Annotated in this window: 21 protein-coding genes; 10 read left to right on the plus strand and 11 right to left on the minus strand. The window is 64.2% G+C overall.

Features of this window, described 5'->3' with window-relative positions:
* Positions 1 to 9: 9 nt before the first annotated feature.
* From ACNFBR_RS02235 to ACNFBR_RS02245, 3 genes are all read right to left on the minus strand, one after another.
* The gene (locus ACNFBR_RS02235; RefSeq protein ID WP_019097203.1) at positions 10 to 822 is read right to left on the minus strand and encodes a thiazole synthase; all 813 of its coding nucleotides are present in this window, start codon (positions 820 to 822) and stop codon (positions 10 to 12) included.
* Positions 823 to 876: 54 nt separating this feature from the next.
* Complete coding sequence (thiS, locus tag ACNFBR_RS02240) at positions 877 to 1,077, minus strand: sulfur carrier protein ThiS (protein ID WP_003257817.1); 201 nt, start codon at positions 1,075 to 1,077, stop codon at positions 877 to 879.
* 102 nt (positions 1,078 to 1,179) lie between these two features.
* Entirely contained in the window at positions 1,180 to 1,551 is a 372-nt protein-coding gene (locus ACNFBR_RS02245) for a DUF423 domain-containing protein (protein ID WP_416733494.1), read from the minus strand.
* 64 nt (positions 1,552 to 1,615) lie between these two features.
* Here ACNFBR_RS02245 and mtgA point away from each other — a divergent pair, with 64 nt between their 5' ends.
* A complete protein-coding gene (mtgA, locus tag ACNFBR_RS02250) occupies positions 1,616 to 2,326 on the plus strand; it encodes a monofunctional biosynthetic peptidoglycan transglycosylase (protein ID WP_416733614.1) in 711 nt (236 codons plus the stop codon).
* A 169-nt stretch (positions 2,327 to 2,495) separates the two neighbouring features.
* Here mtgA and rpoH read toward each other — a convergent pair whose 3' ends face one another.
* From rpoH to ftsY, 4 genes are all read right to left on the minus strand, one after another.
* A complete protein-coding gene (gene rpoH / locus ACNFBR_RS02255; RefSeq protein ID WP_015272155.1) occupies positions 2,496 to 3,350 on the minus strand; it encodes an RNA polymerase sigma factor RpoH in 855 nt (284 codons plus the stop codon).
* Positions 3,351 to 3,460: 110 nt separating this feature from the next.
* Entirely contained in the window at positions 3,461 to 4,486 is a 1,026-nt protein-coding gene (gene ftsX, locus ACNFBR_RS02260) for a permease-like cell division protein FtsX (RefSeq protein WP_416733495.1), read from the minus strand.
* Positions 4,483 to 5,154: a cell division ATP-binding protein FtsE gene (gene ftsE / locus ACNFBR_RS02265; protein WP_009684915.1), complete on the minus strand. Its 672-nt coding sequence runs from the start codon at positions 5,152 to 5,154 to the stop codon at positions 4,483 to 4,485. Before ftsE ends, ftsX begins: the two co-directional genes overlap by 4 nt.
* 2 nt (positions 5,155 to 5,156) lie before the next feature.
* A complete protein-coding gene (gene ftsY / locus ACNFBR_RS02270; RefSeq protein ID WP_416733496.1) occupies positions 5,157 to 6,671 on the minus strand; it encodes a signal recognition particle-docking protein FtsY in 1,515 nt (504 codons plus the stop codon).
* Between the two features lie 231 nt (positions 6,672 to 6,902).
* On the opposite strand from ftsY, the gene ACNFBR_RS02275 reads away from it, so the two are divergent.
* Genes ACNFBR_RS02275 through ACNFBR_RS02290 form a run of 4 tightly spaced genes read left to right on the plus strand, consistent with a single transcriptional unit; the run spans position 6,903 to position 11,408 of the window.
* Entirely contained in the window at positions 6,903 to 8,258 is a 1,356-nt protein-coding gene (locus ACNFBR_RS02275) for a M16 family metallopeptidase (protein ID WP_416733497.1), read from the plus strand.
* Positions 8,251 to 9,741 carry a M16 family metallopeptidase gene (locus ACNFBR_RS02280; protein ID WP_416733498.1) on the plus strand — a complete coding sequence of 497 codons (1,491 nt, stop codon included), beginning with the start codon at positions 8,251 to 8,253 and terminating at the stop codon, positions 9,739 to 9,741. The genes ACNFBR_RS02275 and ACNFBR_RS02280 overlap by 8 nt, the downstream gene beginning before the upstream one ends.
* Positions 9,741 to 10,355 carry a 16S rRNA (guanine(966)-N(2))-methyltransferase RsmD gene (gene rsmD, locus ACNFBR_RS02285; protein WP_416733499.1) on the plus strand — a complete coding sequence of 205 codons (615 nt, stop codon included), beginning with the start codon at positions 9,741 to 9,743 and terminating at the stop codon, positions 10,353 to 10,355. The genes ACNFBR_RS02280 and rsmD overlap by 1 nt, the downstream gene beginning before the upstream one ends.
* A 60-nt stretch (positions 10,356 to 10,415) precedes the next feature.
* The gene (locus tag ACNFBR_RS02290; protein ID WP_416733500.1) at positions 10,416 to 11,408 is read left to right on the plus strand and encodes a hydrolase; all 993 of its coding nucleotides are present in this window, start codon (positions 10,416 to 10,418) and stop codon (positions 11,406 to 11,408) included.
* Positions 11,409 to 11,420: 12 nt separating this feature from the next.
* On the opposite strand, the gene ACNFBR_RS02295 is transcribed toward ACNFBR_RS02290, so the two are convergent.
* Complete coding sequence (locus tag ACNFBR_RS02295; RefSeq protein ID WP_416733501.1) at positions 11,421 to 12,275, minus strand: sulfurtransferase; 855 nt, start codon at positions 12,273 to 12,275, stop codon at positions 11,421 to 11,423.
* Positions 12,276 to 12,310: 35 nt separating this feature from the next.
* Positions 12,311 to 12,976, minus strand: a complete 666-nt coding sequence (locus ACNFBR_RS02300; protein ID WP_416733502.1) for a TetR/AcrR family transcriptional regulator — start codon at positions 12,974 to 12,976, stop codon at positions 12,311 to 12,313.
* Between the two features lie 150 nt (positions 12,977 to 13,126).
* Here ACNFBR_RS02300 and ACNFBR_RS02305 point away from each other — a divergent pair, with 150 nt between their 5' ends.
* The 5 genes from ACNFBR_RS02305 to ACNFBR_RS02325 all read left to right on the plus strand — a co-directional run bounded on the left by ACNFBR_RS02305 (position 13,127) and on the right by ACNFBR_RS02325 (position 17,623).
* On the plus strand, positions 13,127 to 14,557 hold the full coding sequence (locus ACNFBR_RS02305; RefSeq protein WP_416733503.1) for a coniferyl aldehyde dehydrogenase: 1,431 nt from the start codon (positions 13,127 to 13,129) through the stop codon (positions 14,555 to 14,557).
* A 10-nt stretch (positions 14,558 to 14,567) separates the two neighbouring features.
* The gene (locus ACNFBR_RS02310; protein ID WP_416733504.1) at positions 14,568 to 15,053 is read left to right on the plus strand and encodes a twin-arginine translocation pathway signal protein; all 486 of its coding nucleotides are present in this window, start codon (positions 14,568 to 14,570) and stop codon (positions 15,051 to 15,053) included.
* Between the two features lie 20 nt (positions 15,054 to 15,073).
* A complete protein-coding gene (locus ACNFBR_RS02315) occupies positions 15,074 to 16,672 on the plus strand; it encodes a GMC family oxidoreductase N-terminal domain-containing protein (protein WP_416733505.1) in 1,599 nt (532 codons plus the stop codon).
* Positions 16,673 to 16,784: 112 nt separating this feature from the next.
* A complete protein-coding gene (coaD, locus tag ACNFBR_RS02320; RefSeq protein ID WP_416733506.1) occupies positions 16,785 to 17,270 on the plus strand; it encodes a pantetheine-phosphate adenylyltransferase in 486 nt (161 codons plus the stop codon).
* Between the two features lie 101 nt (positions 17,271 to 17,371).
* Positions 17,372 to 17,623: a YfhL family 4Fe-4S dicluster ferredoxin gene (locus ACNFBR_RS02325; RefSeq protein WP_016489663.1), complete on the plus strand. Its 252-nt coding sequence runs from the start codon at positions 17,372 to 17,374 to the stop codon at positions 17,621 to 17,623.
* Positions 17,624 to 17,749: 126 nt separating this feature from the next.
* Here the strand turns inward: ACNFBR_RS02325 and mutM are convergent, their stop codons facing one another.
* Entirely contained in the window at positions 17,750 to 18,562 is an 813-nt protein-coding gene (gene mutM / locus ACNFBR_RS02330; RefSeq protein ID WP_010955661.1) for a bifunctional DNA-formamidopyrimidine glycosylase/DNA-(apurinic or apyrimidinic site) lyase, read from the minus strand.
* A 3-nt stretch (positions 18,563 to 18,565) separates the two neighbouring features.
* Positions 18,566 to 19,384 (minus strand): HDOD domain-containing protein, encoded by an 819-nt coding sequence (locus tag ACNFBR_RS02335; RefSeq protein ID WP_416733615.1) that lies wholly within the window; start codon positions 19,382 to 19,384, stop codon positions 18,566 to 18,568.
* Positions 19,385 to 19,575: the final 191 nt, after the last annotated feature.

A 19,575-nucleotide genomic window follows, 5' to 3' on the forward strand; every position in this document is an offset into this window, starting at 1 on the left:
CAGTTGCTCTTACTTGATCAGACCATCCAGCGGCGAAGAGGCGCTGGCATAGAGTTTCTTCGGCATACGGCCGGCCAGGTAGGCCAGGCGACCGGCGACGATGGCGTGCTTCATGGCTTCGGCCATCAGCACCGGCTGCTGGGCGTGGGCAATGGCCGAGTTCATCAGCACGGCCTCGCACCCCATTTCCATGGCGATGGTGGCATCGGAAGCGGTGCCCACGCCGGCATCGACCAGCACCGGCACCTTGGACTCTTCCAGGATGATCTGCAGGTTGTAGGGGTTGCAGATACCCAAGCCGGTACCAATCAGGCCAGCCAGCGGCATGACCGCGATGCAGCCGGCTTCAGCCAGCTGACGGGCGATGATCGGGTCGTCGCTGGTGTAGACCATAACGTCGAAACCTTCCTTGACCAGCACTTCGGCGGCCTTGAGGGTTTCGATCACGTTGGGGAACAGGGTTTTCTGGTCGGCCAGCACTTCCAGCTTTACCAGTGTCCGGGATTCGTGCGACTTGCGCCCATCCAGCAGTTCGCGGGCCAGGCGGCAAGTACGTACCGCTTCCACCGCGTCGAAGCAGCCGGCGGTGTTCGGCAAGATGGTGTACTTGTCGGGCGACAGTACATCGAGCAGGTTCGGCTCGCCCGCATTCTGGCCCAGGTTGGTACGGCGCACGGCGACGGTGACGATTTCGGCACCCGAAGCCTCGGTGGCCAGGCGGGTTTCTTCCATGTCACGGTACTTGCCGGTGCCGACCAGCAGGCGCGACTGGAAAGTACGCCCGGCCAGGGTGAAGGGCTTGTCGCTACGAACGTTGCTCATCGTTGTTCCTCGGGAAAAGGTTGCAGGGCTTGCTTGTGAACCGCCGGGCTGCTGCTAGCCGCCACCGATGGCGTGGACCACTTCGACCTGGTCGCCGTCGTTCAGCAGCGTGCTGTCGTGCTGGCTGCGCGGCACGATATCCAGGTTCAGTTCCACTGCCACACGGCGCCCGGTCAGCTCCAGGCGCGCCAGCAGGGCTGCAACGCTTTCGCCAGCAGGCAGTTCGTAAGGTTCACCGTTCAGTTGAATGCGCATGCGCACGGCCACCATTGTTCTTTGGGGCCCGCATTCTAGCGCCGAACCGCCCTGCAACCCAAGGGCGGTGCACGCCATTAGTCGCGATTGTGGACCGGTCGGTCAGCCCAGCCGCCAGGCTGCCAGGCCCAGGCACAGCCAGCCGGCGAGGAAGCACAAACCACCCATTGGGGTGATGATGCCCAGCTTGCCCAGGCCGCTGAGGGTCAACAGGTACAGGCTGCCGGAGAACAGCACGATGCCTAGGGCGAACAGGCCGCCGGCCCAACCCACCAGGCGCCCCGGCAGGTGTGCAGAAAGCACGGCAACGCCGAAGATCGCCAGGGCATGCACCAACTGGTAGGTCACGCCGGTATGGAAGATGGCCAGGTAGTCGGCCGTTAGCCGGTTTTTCAGGCCATGGGCGGCGAAGGCGCCCAGGGCGACCCCGGTAAAGCCGAAAAAGGCGGCAAGCATCAGGAAGCTGCGAAGCATGGGACGACTCCTTGTATCGGGTCTGTATAATGGCCCCTTCCACCCGTACGGCCAAGCCATCGCCATGCTGCCAACCCTTATCCGTCGCCTCTCCCGCGCCCTGCTCTGGTTCGCTGCCGGCAGCATCGTGCTGGTGCTGGTGTTCCGCTGGGTGCCACCACCCGGCACGGCGCTGATGGTCGAGCGCAAGGTGCAGTCGTGGGTCAGCGGCGAGCCAATCGACCTGCAACGCGACTGGGAGCCATGGGAGAACATCTCCGATGAGCTGAAGGTTGCCGTCATTGCCGGCGAGGACCAGAAGTTCGCCAGCCATTGGGGGTTCGACATCCCGGCCATCCAGGCGGCACTGGCTTACAACGAGCGCGGCGGCAGCGTGCGCGGTGCCAGCACCCTTACCCAGCAGGTGGCCAAGAACCTGTTCCTGTGGTCTGGGCGCAGCTGGTTTCGTAAAGGGCTGGAGGCCTGGTTCACTGCGCTGATCGAGCTGTTCTGGTCGAAAGAGCGGATTCTCGAGGTCTACCTGAACAGCGCGGAGTGGGGCAAAGGCGTGTTTGGTGCCCAGGCGGCGGCGCGTTATCACTTTGGCGTCGATGCCAGCCGGCTTAGTCGCCAGCAGGCGGCACAACTGGCGGCGGTGCTGCCTAGCCCGATCAAGTGGAGTGCCAGCAGGCCGAGCGCCTATGTGGCAAGCCGGGCGGGCTGGATCAGGCGCCAGATGAGCCAGTTGGGCGGGCCCAGCTACCTAATGCAGCTCGACACTTCGCGCAAGCTTTGAGTTTTTTGCTGGTTTTTCTGGCCTCTTCGCAGCACAAGGCTGCTCCTACAGGCAACGCGGTACCCTGTAGGAGCAGCCTTGTGCTGCGAAGAGGCCGGCAACGCCCACGCCAATAAAAAAGCCGCTCGCCCTACCCGGGCCAGCGGCTTTTCAATGCAGCCAAGCTCGATCAGACAGCGATCAGCGCCTTGACCTTGTTCATCGCATTTTTCTCCAGCTGGCGAATTCGCTCAGCCGATACGCTGTACTTGTCTGCCAGCTCATGCAACGTGGCCTTCTCTTCCGCCAACCAGCGCTGGTAGAGAATATCGCGGCTACGCTCGTCCAGACCTTGCAGCGCTTCATGCAGGTTGCTGGTGGAGTTGTCGCTCCAGTCGGCATCCTCCAGTTGCACCGCCGGGTCGTAACGGTGGTCTTCCAGGTAATGCGCAGGCGACTGGAACGCGCTGTCGTCGTCAGCTTCCGCTGCCGGGTCGAAGGCCATGTCCTGGCCGCTGAGGCGGCTTTCCATCTCGCGCACTTCACGCGGCTCGACGCCAAGGCTTTCCGCCACGCGATGCACTTCGTCGTTGTTCAGCCAGGCCAGGCGCTTCTTCTGGCTACGCAGGTTGAAGAACAGCTTGCGCTGGGCCTTGGTGGTAGCCACCTTGACGATGCGCCAGTTGCGCAGGATGAACTCGTGGATCTCTGCCTTGATCCAGTGCACGGCGAACGACACCAGGCGCACGCCCATTTCCGGGTTGAAGCGCTTGACGGCTTTCATCAGGCCAACGTTGCCTTCCTGAATCAGGTCGGCCTGGGCCAACCCGTAGCCGGCATAGCTACGGGCGATATGTACGACGAAACGCAGGTGGGCCATCACCATTTGACGAGCGGCCTCGACATCCTGCTCATAATAGAGACGCTCGCCCAGATCACGCTCCTGCTCGACCGTCAGCAGCGGGATGCTGTTGACCGTGTGCACATAGGCTTCCAGGTTTGCACCGGGCACCAGGGCATAGGCAGGTTGCAACGATGTGGTCATTAAGAACCTCCGACTTACAAAACTCGCGCCTTGTGGGCGCTGCCAACATTGACCTGGAACGACGGTACAAGTTCCGTAGTGAAGAAAATGTCAATGCTGGCACGTAAAAACTATCGCGGCGCCAGCTCGTTCAAATGGCGGGCGACTGCGATCCATGCACCGATATACCCCAACAACACTGCTCCAATCAAGAGCGACAGACCATCGGACGCCGGCACCCCACCCAGTGCGAAATCACTGCCATAAAGGCCGGAAAGCCCTACAACCGCCTCGTTCAGCCAGTTCAGGCCAAACGCCAGGATGCCCCACGCCAGCAGCCCCGCACCCAGGCCATACAAGGCGCCCATGTACAGGAAAGGCCGACGCACGTAGGCGTCCGTGCCGCCGACCAGCTTGATCACTTCGATCTCGATACGGCGGTTTTCAATGTGTAGACGAATTGTGTTACCGATTACTAACAGCAGGGCAGAAATCAGCATCACGGCCAGGCCGAAGACAAAGCGGTCACCCAACTTGAGGATGGCTGCCAGGCGCTCGACCCACACCAGGTCCAGTTGCGCCACCTCCACCCGCGGCAGCTCCGACAGGCGCTGACGCAAAGCGTCCAGGGCCGGCTTGTCGACTTCGGTCGGGGTCACCACCACCACGCCAGGCAGTGGGTTGTCAGGCAGTTCGCGCAAGGCCTCGCCCAGGCCCGACTGCTGCTGGAACTCCTCCAGCGCCTGCTCGCGGCTGACATACTGCGCGTCCGCCACGCCAGGCATGCCCTTGATCTCGTCGCGCAGCGCTTCGCCATCGCGGCTGCCGGCATCAAGCTTGAGGTACAACGAAATCTGCGCAGCGCGCTGCCACGAACCGCCAAGCTGCTCGACGTTCTTCAGCAGCAACGACAGGCCCATGGGCATGCTCAGCGCCACCGCCATCACCAGGCAGGTGAAGAAGCTGCCGATCGGCTGCTTGCCCAGCCGGCGCAGGCTGTCGGCCATGCTGGCACGATGGCTTTCCAGCCAGGCATGCAGCAGCGTGCGGAAGTCCGGGCCATCATCGTCTTCACCGCGCTTTTTCTTCGCCGGTTGCGGGTCGGCCGGTTTCGGTGCAACCCGCTCGGAAACCTTCGGCGTACGTGTAGTGCTCATTGCCCGGCCTCCCCATCGCCGATCAAGCGGCCGCGCTGCAAGGTCAGCATGCGGTGGCGCATGCGCGCAATCAGTGCCAGGTCATGGCTGGCGATCAATACCGTGGTGCCCAGGCGGTTGATGTCCTCGAACACGCCCATGATCTCTGCAGCCAGGCGCGGGTCGAGGTTACCGGTGGGTTCGTCGGCCAGCAGCAGCGCCGGCTGGTGGACGATGGCACGGGCGATACCTACCCGCTGCTGTTGCCCGGTGGACAGGTCGGCCGGGAACAGCTCGCCCTTGTCGGCCAGCGATACACGCTCCAGGGCCGAGTCCACGCGCTTGGCGATCTCGGCTTTGGACAGGCCGAGAATCTGCAGTGGCAAGGCAATGTTGTTGAACACCGTGCGGTCGAACAACAGCTGGTGGTTCTGGAACACCACGCCGATTTGCCGGCGCAGGAACGGAATTTGCGCGTTGCTGATCTGGCCCAGGTCCTGCCCGGCCAGCATCAGCTTACCGCTGGTCGGGCGTTCCATGGCCAGCAGCAGGCGCAGCAAGGTGCTCTTGCCAGCGCCCGAGTGCCCGGTGACGAACAGGAACTCGCCCCGGCGCGCCCGGAAACTCAGCTCATGCAAACCCACATGACCATTGGGATAGCGCTTGGCAACCTGTTCGAATCGGATCATGGTCAGTCTCGCTCGGCGAACAGAGCCTTGACGAACGGCTCGGCTTCGAAAGTGCGCAGGTCGTCGATGCCTTCGCCGACACCGATGAAGCGGATCGGGATGTTGAACTGCTTGGCCAGGGCGAAGATCACCCCGCCCTTGGCGGTGCCATCCAGCTTGGTCAAGGCCAGGCCGGTCAGTTCGACGCTCTGATTGAAGTACTTGGCCTGGCTGATGGCGTTCTGGCCGGTGCCGGCATCGAGCACCAGCAGCACCTCGTGCGGCGCCTCGGCATCGAGCTTGCCGATGACCCGGCGGACCTTCTTCAGCTCTTCCATCAGGTTGTCTTTGGTGTGCAGGCGGCCGGCGGTGTCAGCGATCAGCACGTCGACGCCACGGGCTTTGGCGGCCTGCACGGCGTCGAAGATCACCGAAGCAGAGTCGGCACCGGTATGCTGGGCGATCACCGGGATCTGGTTACGCTCGCCCCACACCTGCAACTGCTCGACCGCCGCGGCACGGAAAGTATCACCGGCAGCCAGCATCACCTTCTTGCCTTCCAGCTGCAGCTTCTTCGCCAGCTTGCCGATGGTGGTGGTCTTGCCGGCGCCGTTCACGCCAACCACGAGAATCACATAGGGTTTGTTCTGCGCCTGCACTTTCAGCGGCTGCTCGACTGGGCGCAGCAACGCGGCCAGTTCTTCCTGCAACGACTTGTACAGGGCGTCGGCATCGGCCAACTGCTTGCGCGCGACCTTCTGGGTCAAGTTCTGGACGATGGTCGAGGTGGCTTCAACACCCACGTCGGCGGTCAGCAGGCGCGTCTCGATTTCGTCGAGCAGGTCGTCGTCGATGGCCTTTTTGCCTAGGAACAGGCTGGCCATGCCCTCGCCGATGCTGGCGCTGGTCTTGGACAGGCCTTGCTTGAGGCGGGCGAAGAAGCCGGGCTTGGCTTGTTCGGTCACGGTTGCGGCGGCCACCGGGGTTGGCTCGGGCGCTGCCTGGACGGGCTCTGCCACCGGGCGCTCGGGAATCGCTGGCGGGGCTTTTGGCTCCAGGTCAGGGACGAGCGCGACGGGCTCTTCGGCAACGGGCAGGACCAGATTGCTGACAGGTGCGGCAGGCGTTACCTGCGGGGCTGCTTCGACACGGGCAACTTCAACCGGGATAGCCTGCGCAGGCGTGGAGGCAACGGGCTGCGGCGCGGTTGCCACCTGCGGCTGAGAAGCAACTGGCTCAGGGGCCTGCAGCGACACAGGTGCTGGCGCTTCGACTGCCGGGGATGGCGCTGGCTGGGCGGCCTGCTGCGGCTCGGTCTGCGGTAGCGGCGCAGGAGCCTCGACGGGCTCAGGGGCCCGTGGTGCTTCAGCAGCAGGTGCCTCGGCCGGGGTAGCTACAGGTTGCTCGACGGCGGGGGCTTCATTCGCGGGCTCGCCCGCTCCCACAGGTTGCTGCGGCTTCTTGCGAAACCAGCTGAACAGGCCTTTCTTCTCGCCAGCCTCGGCCGGCGCTTTTTTGTCGTCGTTGGAACCAAACATGGAGGACGGCTATCTCAGGGTAGCGATGAGCCAGCAATGGCGCATCGGGAATTCTCTCTACGCAGAACAGACTATCTTGAAGCCGGCTGGTTCATGCGCAACGTTTTGTCTTAGTGTCCTGTGGGCCAGAACGGCGACAGGCATGGTCGCCAGGCAACCGGATCAGTATCCTAGCACCTCCTGGCCCGCCGACGCTAAACCCAGCGGGCCGCCGAACAGGTTAAACACCTTATGAATGCTCTAGCCCGCCGCGCCGCTGGCCTGTTGCTCGGCACGCTCTGCCTGCCGCTCGCGGCCTTCGCCGCCGAAGTGCAACCCACCCACGAATTCATCCTCGACAATGGCCTGAAGGTCGTGGTGCGCGAAGACCACCGCGCCCCGGTGGTGGTCTCGCAGATCTGGTACAAGGTCGGCTCCAGCTACGAAACCCCGGGCCAGACCGGCTTGTCCCACGCGCTGGAGCACATGATGTTCAAGGGCAGCGCCAAGGTCGGCCCCGGCGAGGCCTCGCGCATTCTGCGCGACCTCGGTGCCGATGAGAATGCCTTCACCAGCGACGATTACACCGCCTATTACCAGGTGCTGGCCCGCGACCGCCTGCCCGTAGCCCTGGAGCTGGAGGCCGACCGCCTGGCCAGCCTGCGCCTGCCAGCCGACGAGTTCAGCCGCGAAATCGAGGTAATCAAGGAAGAGCGCCGCCTGCGTACCGACGACCAGCCCAATTCCAAGGCATTCGAGCTGTTCCGCGCCATGGCCTACCCGGCCAGCGGCTACCACACCCCGACCATCGGCTGGATGGCGGACCTGGAACGCATGAAGGTCGAAGAGCTGCGCCACTGGTACGAGTCCTGGTACGCGCCCAACAACGCCACCCTGGTGGTGGTTGGCGATGTCACCGCCGACGAGGTCAAGGGCCTGGCGCAGAAGTACTTCGGCGCTATCCCCAAACGCGCCGTGCCACCGGCCAAGCTGCCACTGGAGCTGGCCGAACCTGGCCAGCGCCAGCTGACCCTGCACGTACGCACCCAGCTGCCGAGCCTGATCTACGGTTTCAACGTGCCCGGCCTGCCCACCGCCAAGGACCCGCGCACCGTGCATGCCCTGCGCCTGATCTCGGCACTGCTCGACGGCGGCTACAGCGCCCGCATGCCGGCACGCCTGGAGCGTGGCCAGGAGCTGGTGGCCGGGGCCTCGTCCAGCTACAACGCCTTCACCCGCGGCGACAGCCTGTTCCTGATCTCGGCCACACCGAACGTGCAGAAGCAGAAAACCCTCGCCGACGTCGAAAAGGGGGTCTGGCAGTTGCTTGACGAGCTCAAGACCACCCCACCCAGCGCCGAAGAGCTGGAACGCGTCCGCGCCCAGGTCATCGCCGGCCTGGTCTACGACCGCGATTCCATCAGCAGCCAGGCCACCACCATCGGCCAACTGGAAACCGTCGGCCTGTCCTGGAAGCTGATCGACAGCGAGCTGGACGAGCTCAAGCGCGTCACCCCGCAGGACATCCAGAACGCCGCGCGCACCTACTTCACCCGCGAACGCCTGAGCGTTGCCCATGTACTGCCTGAGGAGTCCGCTCATGAGTGATCGCCGCGCACCACGCCCAACCCTGCTGGCCACGGGCATTCGCGCCCTGGCGCTGGCGGCAGTGCTGGCCGCCCCGGCCATGGCCGATAACGCGGCCAAGGCCGACAACATCGCCGCCCGCCCGGCCAACACCTTGCAGTCGCTGGCCGAACTGGATGGCAAGGCGCCCAGCCGACGGCAGTTGAACATCCAGCATTGGAACACCGCCGAAGGTGCCCGGGTGCTGTTCGTCGAGGCCCGCGAACTGCCCATGTTCGACCTGCGCGTCACCTTCGCTGCCGGCAGCAGCCAGGACGGCGGTACGCCTGGCGTGGCCGCCCTGACCAACGCCATGCTCAACGAGGGCGTGGCCGGCAAGGACGTGACGGCCATCGCCGAAGGCTTCGAAGGCCTCGGCGCAGACTTTGGCAACGGCTCCTACCGCGACATGGCCGTGGCCTCGCTGCGCAGCCTCAGCGCCAAGGACAAGCGCGAACCCGCCCTCAAGCTGTTTACCGAGGTAGCGGGCAAGCCAACCTTCCCTGAGGATGCTCTCAAGCGCATCAAGAACCAGATGCTCGCCGGCTTCGAGTACGAGAAGCAAAACCCCGGCAAGATCGCCGGCAAGGCCCTGTTCGGCAATCTCTATGGCGACCACCCCTACGCCCACCCAAGCGACGGCACCGCCGAAAGCATCACGGGCATCAGCCTGGCACAGCTGCGCGCGTTCCACGCCAAGGCCTATACCGGCGGCAATGCAGTGATCGCCCTGGTCGGCGACCTCAGCCGTTCCGAAGCCGAAGCCATCGCCGCCCAGGTCTCTGCCGGCCTGCCCAAAGGCCCGGCGCTGGCCGCTCCGGCCCAGCCATCCGACGCCAAGGCCGGCCTCACCCACATTGACTTCCCGTCCAAGCAGACCCACCTGATGCTGGCCGAGCTGGGTATCGACCGCCAGGACCCGGACTGGCCAGCCCTGTCACTGGGCAACCAGATACTCGGCGGCGGTGCCTTCGGTACCCGGTTGATGAGCGAGGTGCGGGAAAAGCGCGGCCTGACCTACGGCGTTTACTCGGTGTTCAGCCCGATGCAGGTACGCGGCCCATTCATGATCAACCTGCAAACCCGCGCCGAACTCAGCGAGGGCACGCTCAAGCTGGTCCAGGACATTCTTGCCGACTACCTCAAGAACGGCCCTACCCAGCAGGAGCTGGACGATGCCAAGCGCGAGCTGGCCGGCAGTTTCCCGCTGTCCAACGCCAGCAACGCCAGCATCGTCGGCCAACTGGGCGCAATCGGCTTCTACAACCTGCCGCTGACCTGGCTGGAGGACTTCATGCAGCAGTCCCAGGCCCTCACCGTCGAACAGGTCAAGGCGGCCATGAACAAACACCTGTCAGCCGATAAACTGGTGATCGTCACCGTTGGCCCGAAAGTGCCACAAAAGCCGCTGCCAGCACCTACTGACAAGCCCTCCGAGCAACCGCTCGGGGTACCGGAGCACTAATGCCAAGATCCACCCCTCCCGCCCGCCCGCAAGCGGGCCAAAGCAAGGGCCAGGGCCACCTGCGCATCATCGCCGGCGAGTGGCGCAGCCGCCGCCTGGCAGTGCCGGAAGGCGAAGGCCTGCGGCCAACGCCCGACCGCGTGCGGGAAACCGTATTCAACTGGCTGGCACCCTACATCGAAGGTGCTCGCGTACTGGACGCCTTCACCGGCAGTGGCGCCCTGGTACTCGAAGCCCTGTCCCGTGGGGCAGAGGACGCCGTGGCACTCGACAGCAACCCCGCTGCCATCGCCAACCTGAAGAACAACCTCGAGATCCTGCGCTGCCCACGTGGGCAAATTCTGCAAACCGACGCCCTGCGCTACCTGCAAGGCCCGGCCAAGCAGCAGTTCGATGTGGTGTTCCTCGACCCGCCGTTCCACCAGGACCTGCTGGCCAACACCTGCAACCTGCTGGAGCAGAACCAGTGGCTTAACGAGCAGGCATGGGTCTATACCGAAAGCGAGGCGGCACCGTCGACCTTGCAGTTGCCGGGCAACTGGCGCCTGCACCGCGAGAAGAAGACCGGCCAGGTGCACTACGCCCTATGGCAAAGGGCTACAACCGACCAATAGCGCAGGTACTGTGGCGCTGTTTCATGGCACTCTAGGCAGGCACATCACGAGCCGCCCAGCATGCCCAGCCTCAGCGCCACATTCCGTCCAGCCATCGGCCTGTCCAATCCCCACCTGCAAACCCTGTGGGGGCCACTGTGGCGCAAGCTGCCTGAGCTACAGCGCAACCGGGAGCGGCTGTGGCTGGCCGACGGTGACTTCATCGACCTGGACTGGCACGGCCCGCACCAGCCCCATGCGCCGCTGGTGCTTGTGCTGCATGGGCTGACCGGCTCGTCTCACTCGCCTTACGTGAAAGGCTTGCAGCAAGCGCTGCAAGGTCGCGGCTGGGCCAGCGTGGCGGTGAACTGGCGTGGTTGCTCAGGCGAGCCCAACCTGTTGCCGCGTAGCTACCACTCCGGCGCTAGCGAAGACCTGGCGGAAATTGTCAGCCACCTGCGCGCCCAACGCCCGTTGGCGCCACTGTATGCGGTAGGTTACTCGCTAGGCGGCAATGTGCTGTTGAAATACCTGGGCGAGAGCGGCGTCGCCAGCCAACTGGAGGCTGCGGTTGCCGTGTCGGTGCCCTTTCGCCTGGACCACTGCGCCGACCGTATCGGCCAGGGCTTCTCCAAGGTGTATCAGGCGCATTTCATGCGCGAGATGCTGGCCTATGTTCAGCTCAAACAACGGCATTTCCACGAACAGGGCCAACATGAACGGTTGGCGGCGCTGGAGCGCCTGGGCCAACTGACTCACCTGCGCACTTTCTGGGACTTCGACGGTAAAGTCACTGCACCGCTCAATGGTTTCCGCGATGCGCACGACTACTATCGCCGGTCATCGAGTCACTATTTCCTTGGCCAGAACCGCACGCCAACGCTGATCATCCACTCCAGCGATGACCCGTTCGTCTCCGACCATAGCCTGCCCACGGCGCGTGAACTGGCACCACAGACCCGCTTCGAACTGCACCGTCGCGGTGGTCATGTAGGCTTTGTCGATGGCAGCCTGCGAAACCCGGGGTACTACCTGGAGCGACGGATTCCGCAGTGGTTGGTGGATGGCCAATAAGGTGCTTAACGCTTACTCGCCAGTGGCTACTTCACGCTTCGGATCATTGATCCACTCGCTCCACGACCCGGCGTACAACTTGCCCAGCGGGAACCCTGCCAGCGCCATCGCAAACAGGTTATGGCAAGCAGTTACCCCCGACCCGCAATAAGACACCAATTGCTCCGGTGCCCGCCCGCCGAGCTTTTCGGTAAAGCGCTGTTTGAGCTGATCCGCCGTCAAAAAGCGCCCATCAGCCGCCAGGTTGTCGGTAAACGCCGCGCACTGTGCCCCGGGAATATGCCCTGCCACCGGGTCGATCGGTTCCACTTCGCCGCGAAAGCGCGGCAACGCGCGCGCATCGATCAACGTCAGGTCAGTGCTACCCAGGCGCTTACCCAGGTGCTCGGCATCGATCAGCAGCTTGGCGTCCGGCTCACCACTGAAGGTGCCCTCGCGCTTGGCCGGCGGGTCCAGGCTCAGCGGCAGATGCGCCGCATGCCACGCCTTCAGGCCGCCGTCGAGAATCGCCACGCCGCTGCGCTTGCCCAGCCACACCAGCAGCCACCAGGCCCGAGCGGCAAAGGCGCCGGGGCCGTCGTCGTACAGCACCACCTCGCTGTCGTTGTCCAGGCCCCACTCACGCAGGCGCGCGACCAGTCGCTGCGCGTCGGGCAATGGGTGGCGCCCGGTGCGCCCCTTGTTCACCGGCCCGCTGAGGTCGCGGTCCAGGTCGGCAAAATGCGCCCCGGCAATATGCCCCTGGGCATAGCTGCGTTGGCCATAGTCCACATCCTCGAGGGCGAAGCGGCAGTCGAGGATCACCAACTTGGGCGAGTCCAGACGCTCGGCCAACTGCTGCGGGGTGATCAATTGCGCAAGGGGCATGACAATCTCCTGATCGATGGCACTAAGGCCCTGGGCTAGTGCTCCAGAGCCTGGTTGAACGGTACGTGGAATTCCTGGCACAGCGCGTCCACGGCAGTACGGGCGTTGTCGGTGACAAAGCCAAGCTCCAGCACCAGCACCTGATAGACGCCGCGCTTGAAGGCTTCTTCACCCAGGTGCGCGGAATGTTCACGGGTGGTACTGAGAAAACGCACCCACGAAGTCAGCACGATCCAGGCGTTGATGGTCAGCGATTCGATCTGCGCCGGCGCCATGGCCAGGATGCCCGCCTCGACAAAACCGCGGTAGATCGCCTGGCCTTGGCGCAGGCAGCGCTCGGAAAAACGCCGATAGCGGGCGGCAAGCTCAGCGTCGCTGTCCAGCAGGTGCTCAAGGTCGCGGTGCAGAAAGCGGTAGTTCCACATCGCCGCCAGCAAGGCCTTGAGGTAGAAGCGCTTGTCTTCCACGGTTGCCGCGCGGCCTTGCGGCGGGCGCAGGAAGCTGTCCACCAGCTCTTCGTACTGGCTGAACAACAGGGCAATGATCGCCTGCTTGTTGGGGAAGTGGTAATACAGGTTGCCGGGCGAGATTTCCATGTGCGCGGCAATGTGGTTGGTACTGACGCTGCGTTCGCCCTGCTGGTTGAACAGCTCCAGGCTGTTCTGCACGATGCGCTCTCGGGTCTTCATGCGCGGGGCCATGCTCAGCTCCCAGTCTGCGGGCTTTTGATAAAGGGCCATCTTACGGCGATTCGCGCCACGGGTGCACCGTGCGCGCGGTGAAAATAGTCGCACCATGGTACCGATTAGAGTATAGGCTCTAGATACTTCAAGCCCAGCCGGGAGACCGCCGTGACCTCGCCCATTGCCTTGCCTGCCGTGCAATGCGACATCGACCTCGAAGCCACGTTCGCCGCCCAGCGCCAGGCCTTTGCCGGCAACCCCATGCCACCCGCGGCCCAGCGCCATCAATGGCTGAAAAGCTTGCGCGAGGCACTGCTGGCAGACCAGACGCAGCTGATCGAAGCGATCGATGCCGACTTCAGCGGGCGTAGCGCCGATGAGACCTTGCTGGCCGAGCTGCTGCCATCGGTGCAAGGCATTCGCCACGCCGAACGCCACCTGCGGCGCTGGATGCGCCCGAGCAGACGGGCCGTGGGCCTGGCATTCCAACCGGCCAGTGCGCGGGTGCTGTACCAGCCTTTGGGTGTGGTTGGCATCATCGTGCCGTGGAACTACCCCCTGTTCCTCGCCATCGGTCCGTTGACCTGTGCCCTTGCCGCCGGCAACCGGGTCATGCTCAAGCTCAGCGAGGCGACACCGGCCAGCGGCCTGGCCCTGAAGGCACTGCTGCAGCGGGTATTCCCCGAGGACCTGGTCAGCGTGGTCCTTGGCGAAGTCGAAGTGGGCCAGGCGTTCGCCCGCCTGCCCTTCGATCACCTGCTGTTCACCGGCGCCACCAGCATCGGCCGTCAGGTCATGCTGGCTGCCGCGCAAAACCTGACGCCGGTGACCCTGGAGCTGGGCGGCAAATCTCCGGCCATCGTTTCGGCCAGTGTGCCGCTGGATGTTGCCGCCGAACGCATTGCCTTCGGCAAGATGCTCAACGCCGGCCAGACCTGCGTCGCCCCCGACTACGTGCTGGTGCCACGCGAGCGTCTGAACGATTTCGTCGATGCCTTCCGCAATGCGGTACGGCGCATGTACCCACGCATCGCCGAAAACCCAGACTACAGCGCCATCATCAACCCACGGCAGCTCAAGCGCCTGGAGCACCTGCTGGATGATGCCCGCAGCAAGGGCGCGCAAGTGACGGACCTGTACCCCGACGAACCGCGCCAAGGCCGCCGTCTGCCGCCGCACCTGCTGACGAAGGTGAACGACAGCATGCAGGTGATGCAGGACGAAATCTTCGGCCCTCTGCTGCCGCTGGTGCCATACGACACCCTCGATGACGCGTTGGCCTACATCAACCAGCGCCCACGGCCACTGGCGCTGTACTACTTCGGCTACGGCCGCAGCGAACAGCAGCATGTCCTGCATTACAGCCATTGCGGCGGAGTTTGCCTGAACGACACCTTGTTGCACGTGGCCCAGGATGACCTGCCCTTCGGGGGTATCGGGCCCTCCGGCATGGGGCACTACCACGGCCACGAAGGCTTCCTGACCTTCAGCAAGGCCAAGGCGGTATTGGCCAAGCAACGCTTCAACGCCGCACGGCTGATCTACCCGCCTTATGGCAAAGCCTTGCAACGTCTGGTCTACAAACTATTCATCCGCTGAGGGCAGGCCTATGCACCGCCGCGACCTGCTGCGTTTCAGCCTTGGCGCCAGCGCCTTTCTGGCAAGCGTCAGCCTGGTGGGCTGCAGCGCGCAAACAGCCGCGACCGGCTATCAGGCCCTGCGCGACGATGACCTGCCGCTGCTGCGTGCGCTAATCCCGGTGGTGCTGGCCGGTACCCAGGCCACCGAGACGCTGGTGTTGCGCAGCCTCGACCACAAGCTGGCGGCGTTATCGCCGGAAATGCTCAAGCTGACCCGGCAGTTGTTCGACGTGCTCAGCCTGCCCCTGACTCGCGGCCCACTGACCGGACTCTGGGGCAGTTGGGAGCAAGCCCGCCCCACGCAGGTCACAGCCTTCCTGCAGCGTTGGCAGGACAGCTCGCTGAACCTGCTGCGCATGGGGCACGCCTCGTTGCTGCAACTGCTGCAGATGGCCTGGTATGAACGCCCCGAATCCTGGGCCGCCTGCGGTTACCCAGGCCCACCGAAAATCTGAAAACAACAAGAGCATCGCCAATGCCTGTACCCGACCCGTTTCGCCAAGGCCTCGAACGCGGCTGGATCACCCACGATGCCTCACGCCTGCAGCACGACCTGCTCCTGGAGGCAGACATTGCCGTGATCGGCAGTGGTGCCGGCGGTGCCACCAGCGCACAGATGCTCAGCGCCGCCGGTTTCAAGGTACTGCTGATCGAAGAGGGCCCGCTGAAGACCAGCAGCGATTTCCACCTGCTGGAGCATGAAGCCTATGCCAGTCTGTACCAGGAAGGCCTTGGACGCATGAGCAAGGATGGCGCCATCACCATCCTGCAGGGCCGCGCCGTGGGCGGCACCACACTGGTGAACTGGACTTCGAGCTTTCGCACCCCGCCGCAAACCCTCGCGCACTGGGCCTCGGCCCACGGCGTGAGCGGCTTAGGCGAAAATGAGCTGCGCCCCTGGTTCGAACGCATGGAGCAGGAGCTGGGCATAACACCCTGGGCCCTGCCGCCAAACCCCAACAACGACGTACTACGCCGAGGCTGCGAGCAGTTGGGCTATCGCTGGGCGGTGATCCCGCGCAATGTGCGCGGTTGCTGGAACCTAGGCTACTGCGGCATGGGTTGCCCGGTAAACGCCAAGCAATCGATGCTGGTGACCCGCATTCCCGCCACTCTCGAACAAGGCGGCGAACTGCTGTACCTGGCCCGGGCCGAGCGTTTCACACACAACGGCGAACGCATCCAGAGCCTGACTTGCCAGGCCCTGGATGCCCAAGGCATACACCCCACCGGCAGGCAGGTCAGCGTGCGGGCACGTCATTACCTGCTCGCCGGCGGTGGCATCAATAGCCCGGCCCTGCTGCTGCGCTCAGCCGCGCCCGACCCGCATGGCTGCCTGGGCAAGCGCACCTTCCTGCACCTGGTCAACTTCAGCGCGGCACGCTTCAGCGAACGTATCGAGCCTTACTACGGCGCCCCGCAATCGATCTACAGCGACCACTTCCAGTGGCAAGGCGGCGCGGACGGCCCGGTTGGCTACAAGCTGGAAGTACCGCCGCTGCACCCAGCCTTGGCCAGTACCCTGCTGGGCGGGCACGGCCACGAGAATGCCCAGCGCATGGCTGAGCTGCCGCATACCCACGTAATGCTGGCGTTGCTGCGCGACGGTTTTCACCCCGAAAGCCAGGGTGGGGCCGTGGAGCTGCGCGGCGATGGCTCGCCTGTGCTCGATTACCCGGTCACCGACTACCTGCGCGACGGCCTGCGCCGGGCCTACCGCAGCATGGCCCAGGTCCAGTTCGCCGCCGGCGCCGCCCAGGTAACTCCCGTGCACAGCGACGCCAGCGCCGCATCCAGCCTGGAACAGGCCCTGGCCATGATCGACACGCTGCGCCTGGAGCCTTTCCGTACACGCCTGGGCAGCGCCCACGTGATGGGGGGCTGTGCCCTCGGCGAAGACCCGCGTCAGGCGGTGTGCGACAGCCTGGGCCGCCATCATCAGCTGGAAAACCTGTCGATTCACGACGGCTCGCTGTTCCCCACCAGCATCGGCGCCAACCCGCAACTGTCGGTGTATGCCATCAGCGCCAAGCTCAGCGAAGCGCTGGTCGCCCGCCTGGCACACAGCGCATGACAACGAACAGGCCCCCTGTCTATAGTGCCATCAGCCGGCCGCATGACTTGGCCGGGGCGCCGTCGCTGCGCTACCATCCGACTCCCCAACGCACTCCAGCCAGGATGACGCGATGAACCGAGTGTTGTACCCGGGTACTTTCGACCCCATTACCAAAGGCCATGGCGACCTGGTCGAGCGCGCTTCGCGCCTGTTCGACCACGTGATCATCGCGGTGGCGGCCAGCCCGAAGAAAAACCCGCTGTTCCCGCTGGAACAACGGGTCGAGCTCGCCCGTGAGGTCACCAAGCACCTGCCCAATGTCGAAGTCATCGGCTTCTCTTCCCTGTTGGCGCATTTCGCCAAGGAACAGGGCGCCAACGTCTTCCTGCGCGGCCTGCGTGCGGTGTCGGACTTCGAGTACGAGTTCCAGTTGGCGAACATGAACCGGCAACTCGCCCCCGATGTGGAGAGCCTGTTCCTGACGCCATCGGAGCGTTATTCGTTTATTTCCTCGACCCTGGTCCGGGAAATTGCGGCGCTGGGCGGTGATATCACCAAGTTCGTCCACCCGGTGGTGGCCGACGCGCTGACTGAACGCTTCAAGAAGCAAGCCTGACGCCTGATTGTCGCGCCCGCGTGCACTGCGGGCGCGAATGCGGCACAATTGTGCCCATTGCGTTGAACATGCCCGGGCGATGCGCCCCGGCCGGAGTCCCCATGTCCCTGATCATCACCGACGATTGCATCAACTGCGACGTCTGCGAACCCGAGTGCCCGAACGAGGCTATCTCCCAAGGCGAAGAGATCTACGTGATCGACCCTAACCTGTGCACCCAGTGCGTGGGCCACTACGACGAGCCACAGTGCCAGCAGGTTTGCCCGGTCGACTGCATCCCGCTGGATGAAGCGCACCCGGAAACCGAAGAACAACTGATGGCCAAGTACCGCCGCATTACCGGCAAGGACTGATTTCAGGCCAGCCCTGTACCTGTAGGAGCAGCCTTGTGCTGCGAAGAGGCCAGTGCAGGCCATGCATCCCTGCTGGATGTACCGGCCCCTTCGCAGCACAAGGCTGCTCCTACAAGGGGCCTGCCCTCAGCGCTGGCAGCGCGGGCAGTACACGCTCGCCCGTTGCCCCAGCTTCACCTCGCGCAGCTCCGTGCCGCACACCTTGCACGGCTGCCCGCCCCGCCCGTAGACGAACAATTCCTGCTGGAAGTACCCCGGCTGCCCATCGCCACCGATGAAGTCGCGCAGGGTGGTGCCGCCCTGCTCGATCGCCGCCGCCAGCACCCGCTTGATCTCGATCGCCAGCTTCAAATAGCGCGCCCGGGAAATCCCGCCCGCCTCCCGGCGTGGGTCGATACCCGCGGCAAACAATGCCTCGGTGGCGTAGATGTTGCCCACCCCCACCACCACCGCGTTGTCCATGATGAACGGCTTGACCGCCATCGACCGCCCGCGCGACAGCTGGAACAGGCGCTCACCGTCGAACAGGTCGGTCAGCGGCTCGGGCCCCAGGCGCAGCAGCAGTTCGTGGTTGAGCGGGTCCAGGCTCCACAGCATGGCACCAAAGCGGCGCGGGTCGGTGTAGCGCAGCATCAGCCCCGACTCCAGTTCGATGTCGACATGCTCATGCTTGGCCGCCGGCAAGCCTAGCTCGACCAGGCGCAGGTTGCCCGACATGCCCAGGTGGCTGATCAGCGTACCGACCTCGGCATTTATCAACAGGTACTTGGCGCGTCGTTCGACGCTGACGATGCGCTGCCCCGACAGGCGCACATCGAGGTCTTCCGGAATCGGCCAGCGCAAACGCCGGTCGCGCACTACCACACGGCTGACGCGCTGGCCCTCCAGGTGTGGCGCAATACCGCGCCGGGTGGTTTCTACTTCTGGCAATTCCGGCATGTGTCAGTGTCCGCCCAGCTCGCGAATGTTCTGCTTGAGGTTCTCGAAATCGTATTCCGACAAGCCGATGTAATCGAGCACCAGTGGGCCGATCACGTTCCATTCGTGGTCCACTGCCTGGTTGCCCAGCACCCGGTAGGACGCGCAGATGTGCTCGGCCATCTTCAATACCGCCAGCAGGTTTTTCAGCTGGCTCTGGGTATTGCGCGCGGTGTCGTCGCGGAACACGGCCAAGGCATTGTGATGGTTGGCGATGGCCCCGCTGAGGTGCTCGGGCAGGCGCCAGGACTTGGCGGTGAAATAGCCGACCACCGAATGGTTGGTGTTGAACGTGCGGTTTTCGGTGTCGACCACGCGGGTTTCTTCGTCGGCCTTGGCGTAGGCCTCTTCCAGCACATCCATGTAATTGGGGAAGCGTTTGAGCATCAACGGCACGCCACAGTCATGGAACAGGCCAAGGGTGTAAGCCTCGTCCGCCGCCTGGATGCCGGTGCGCTTGGCCAGCGTCAGGCAGGTCATCGCCACATCCTGGGCGGTATCCCAGAAACGGTTGAGGGTGACGATGGTTTCGTCGCACATCTCGCCCTTGATCGACTGGGCGTTGATCAGGTTGATGATCGAACGGCTGCCCAGCAGGTTCACCGCGCGCTGGATCGAGCCGATCTTGTTGGACAGCCCGAAATGCGGGGAGTTGACCAGTTTGAGCAAGGCGCCGGAGAGGCCCGGGTCCTGGGAAATCAGCTTGGCGATGGTTTCCAGGTCCGGGTCAGGCATGTACTGCTCGAACTGCAGGTCGACCATGATCTGCGGTTGCGGCGGAATGGTGATGCCTTGCAAGGCTTGCTGGATCTGTTCGGCGCTGAGTTCTTGGGACATACGTGCACACTCGTTTAGGACGGGGGATTCTAACCCTCTATGCGCTCGCCGTGACAGGTGCAGCGCCCTGGGAGATCGAGCGCCGCCCGCGCGGCGCATCGCGAGCAAGCTCGCTCCTACATTTGTCTCGGGCCAGT

Source organism: Pseudomonas sp. NY11955, from assembly GCF_048068035.1.
GTDB lineage: Bacteria > Pseudomonadota > Gammaproteobacteria > Pseudomonadales > Pseudomonadaceae > Aquipseudomonas.

Coding starts and splice junctions, on each gene's coding strand:
- mutM (WP_010955661.1), bottom strand. CDS start 18,562: ATGCCGGAATTGCCAGAAGTAGAAACCACCCGGCGCGGTATTGCGCCA.
- ACNFBR_RS02315 (WP_416733505.1), top strand. CDS start 15,074: ATGCCTGTACCCGACCCGTTTCGCCAAGGCCTCGAACGCGGCTGGATC.
- ftsE (WP_009684915.1), bottom strand. CDS start 5,154: ATGATCCGATTCGAACAGGTTGCCAAGCGCTATCCCAATGGTCATGTG.
- rpoH (WP_015272155.1), bottom strand. CDS start 3,350: ATGACCACATCGTTGCAACCTGCCTATGCCCTGGTGCCCGGTGCAAAC.
- rsmD (WP_416733499.1), top strand. CDS start 9,741: ATGCCAAGATCCACCCCTCCCGCCCGCCCGCAAGCGGGCCAAAGCAAG.
- ACNFBR_RS02235 (WP_019097203.1), bottom strand. CDS start 822: ATGAGCAACGTTCGTAGCGACAAGCCCTTCACCCTGGCCGGGCGTACT.
- ftsY (WP_416733496.1), bottom strand. CDS start 6,671: ATGTTTGGTTCCAACGACGACAAAAAAGCGCCGGCCGAGGCTGGCGAG.
- ACNFBR_RS02290 (WP_416733500.1), top strand. CDS start 10,416: ATGCCCAGCCTCAGCGCCACATTCCGTCCAGCCATCGGCCTGTCCAAT.
- ACNFBR_RS02325 (WP_016489663.1), top strand. CDS start 17,372: ATGTCCCTGATCATCACCGACGATTGCATCAACTGCGACGTCTGCGAA.
- ACNFBR_RS02245 (WP_416733494.1), bottom strand. CDS start 1,551: ATGCTTCGCAGCTTCCTGATGCTTGCCGCCTTTTTCGGCTTTACCGGG.
- mtgA (WP_416733614.1), top strand. CDS start 1,616: ATGCTGCCAACCCTTATCCGTCGCCTCTCCCGCGCCCTGCTCTGGTTC.
- ACNFBR_RS02300 (WP_416733502.1), bottom strand. CDS start 12,976: ATGGCCCCGCGCATGAAGACCCGAGAGCGCATCGTGCAGAACAGCCTG.
- thiS (WP_003257817.1), bottom strand. CDS start 1,077: ATGCGCATTCAACTGAACGGTGAACCTTACGAACTGCCTGCTGGCGAA.
- ACNFBR_RS02275 (WP_416733497.1), top strand. CDS start 6,903: ATGAATGCTCTAGCCCGCCGCGCCGCTGGCCTGTTGCTCGGCACGCTC.
- ACNFBR_RS02295 (WP_416733501.1), bottom strand. CDS start 12,275: ATGCCCCTTGCGCAATTGATCACCCCGCAGCAGTTGGCCGAGCGTCTG.
- ACNFBR_RS02280 (WP_416733498.1), top strand. CDS start 8,251: ATGAGTGATCGCCGCGCACCACGCCCAACCCTGCTGGCCACGGGCATT.
- ftsX (WP_416733495.1), bottom strand. CDS start 4,486: ATGAGCACTACACGTACGCCGAAGGTTTCCGAGCGGGTTGCACCGAAA.
- coaD (WP_416733506.1), top strand. CDS start 16,785: ATGAACCGAGTGTTGTACCCGGGTACTTTCGACCCCATTACCAAAGGC.
- ACNFBR_RS02310 (WP_416733504.1), top strand. CDS start 14,568: ATGCACCGCCGCGACCTGCTGCGTTTCAGCCTTGGCGCCAGCGCCTTT.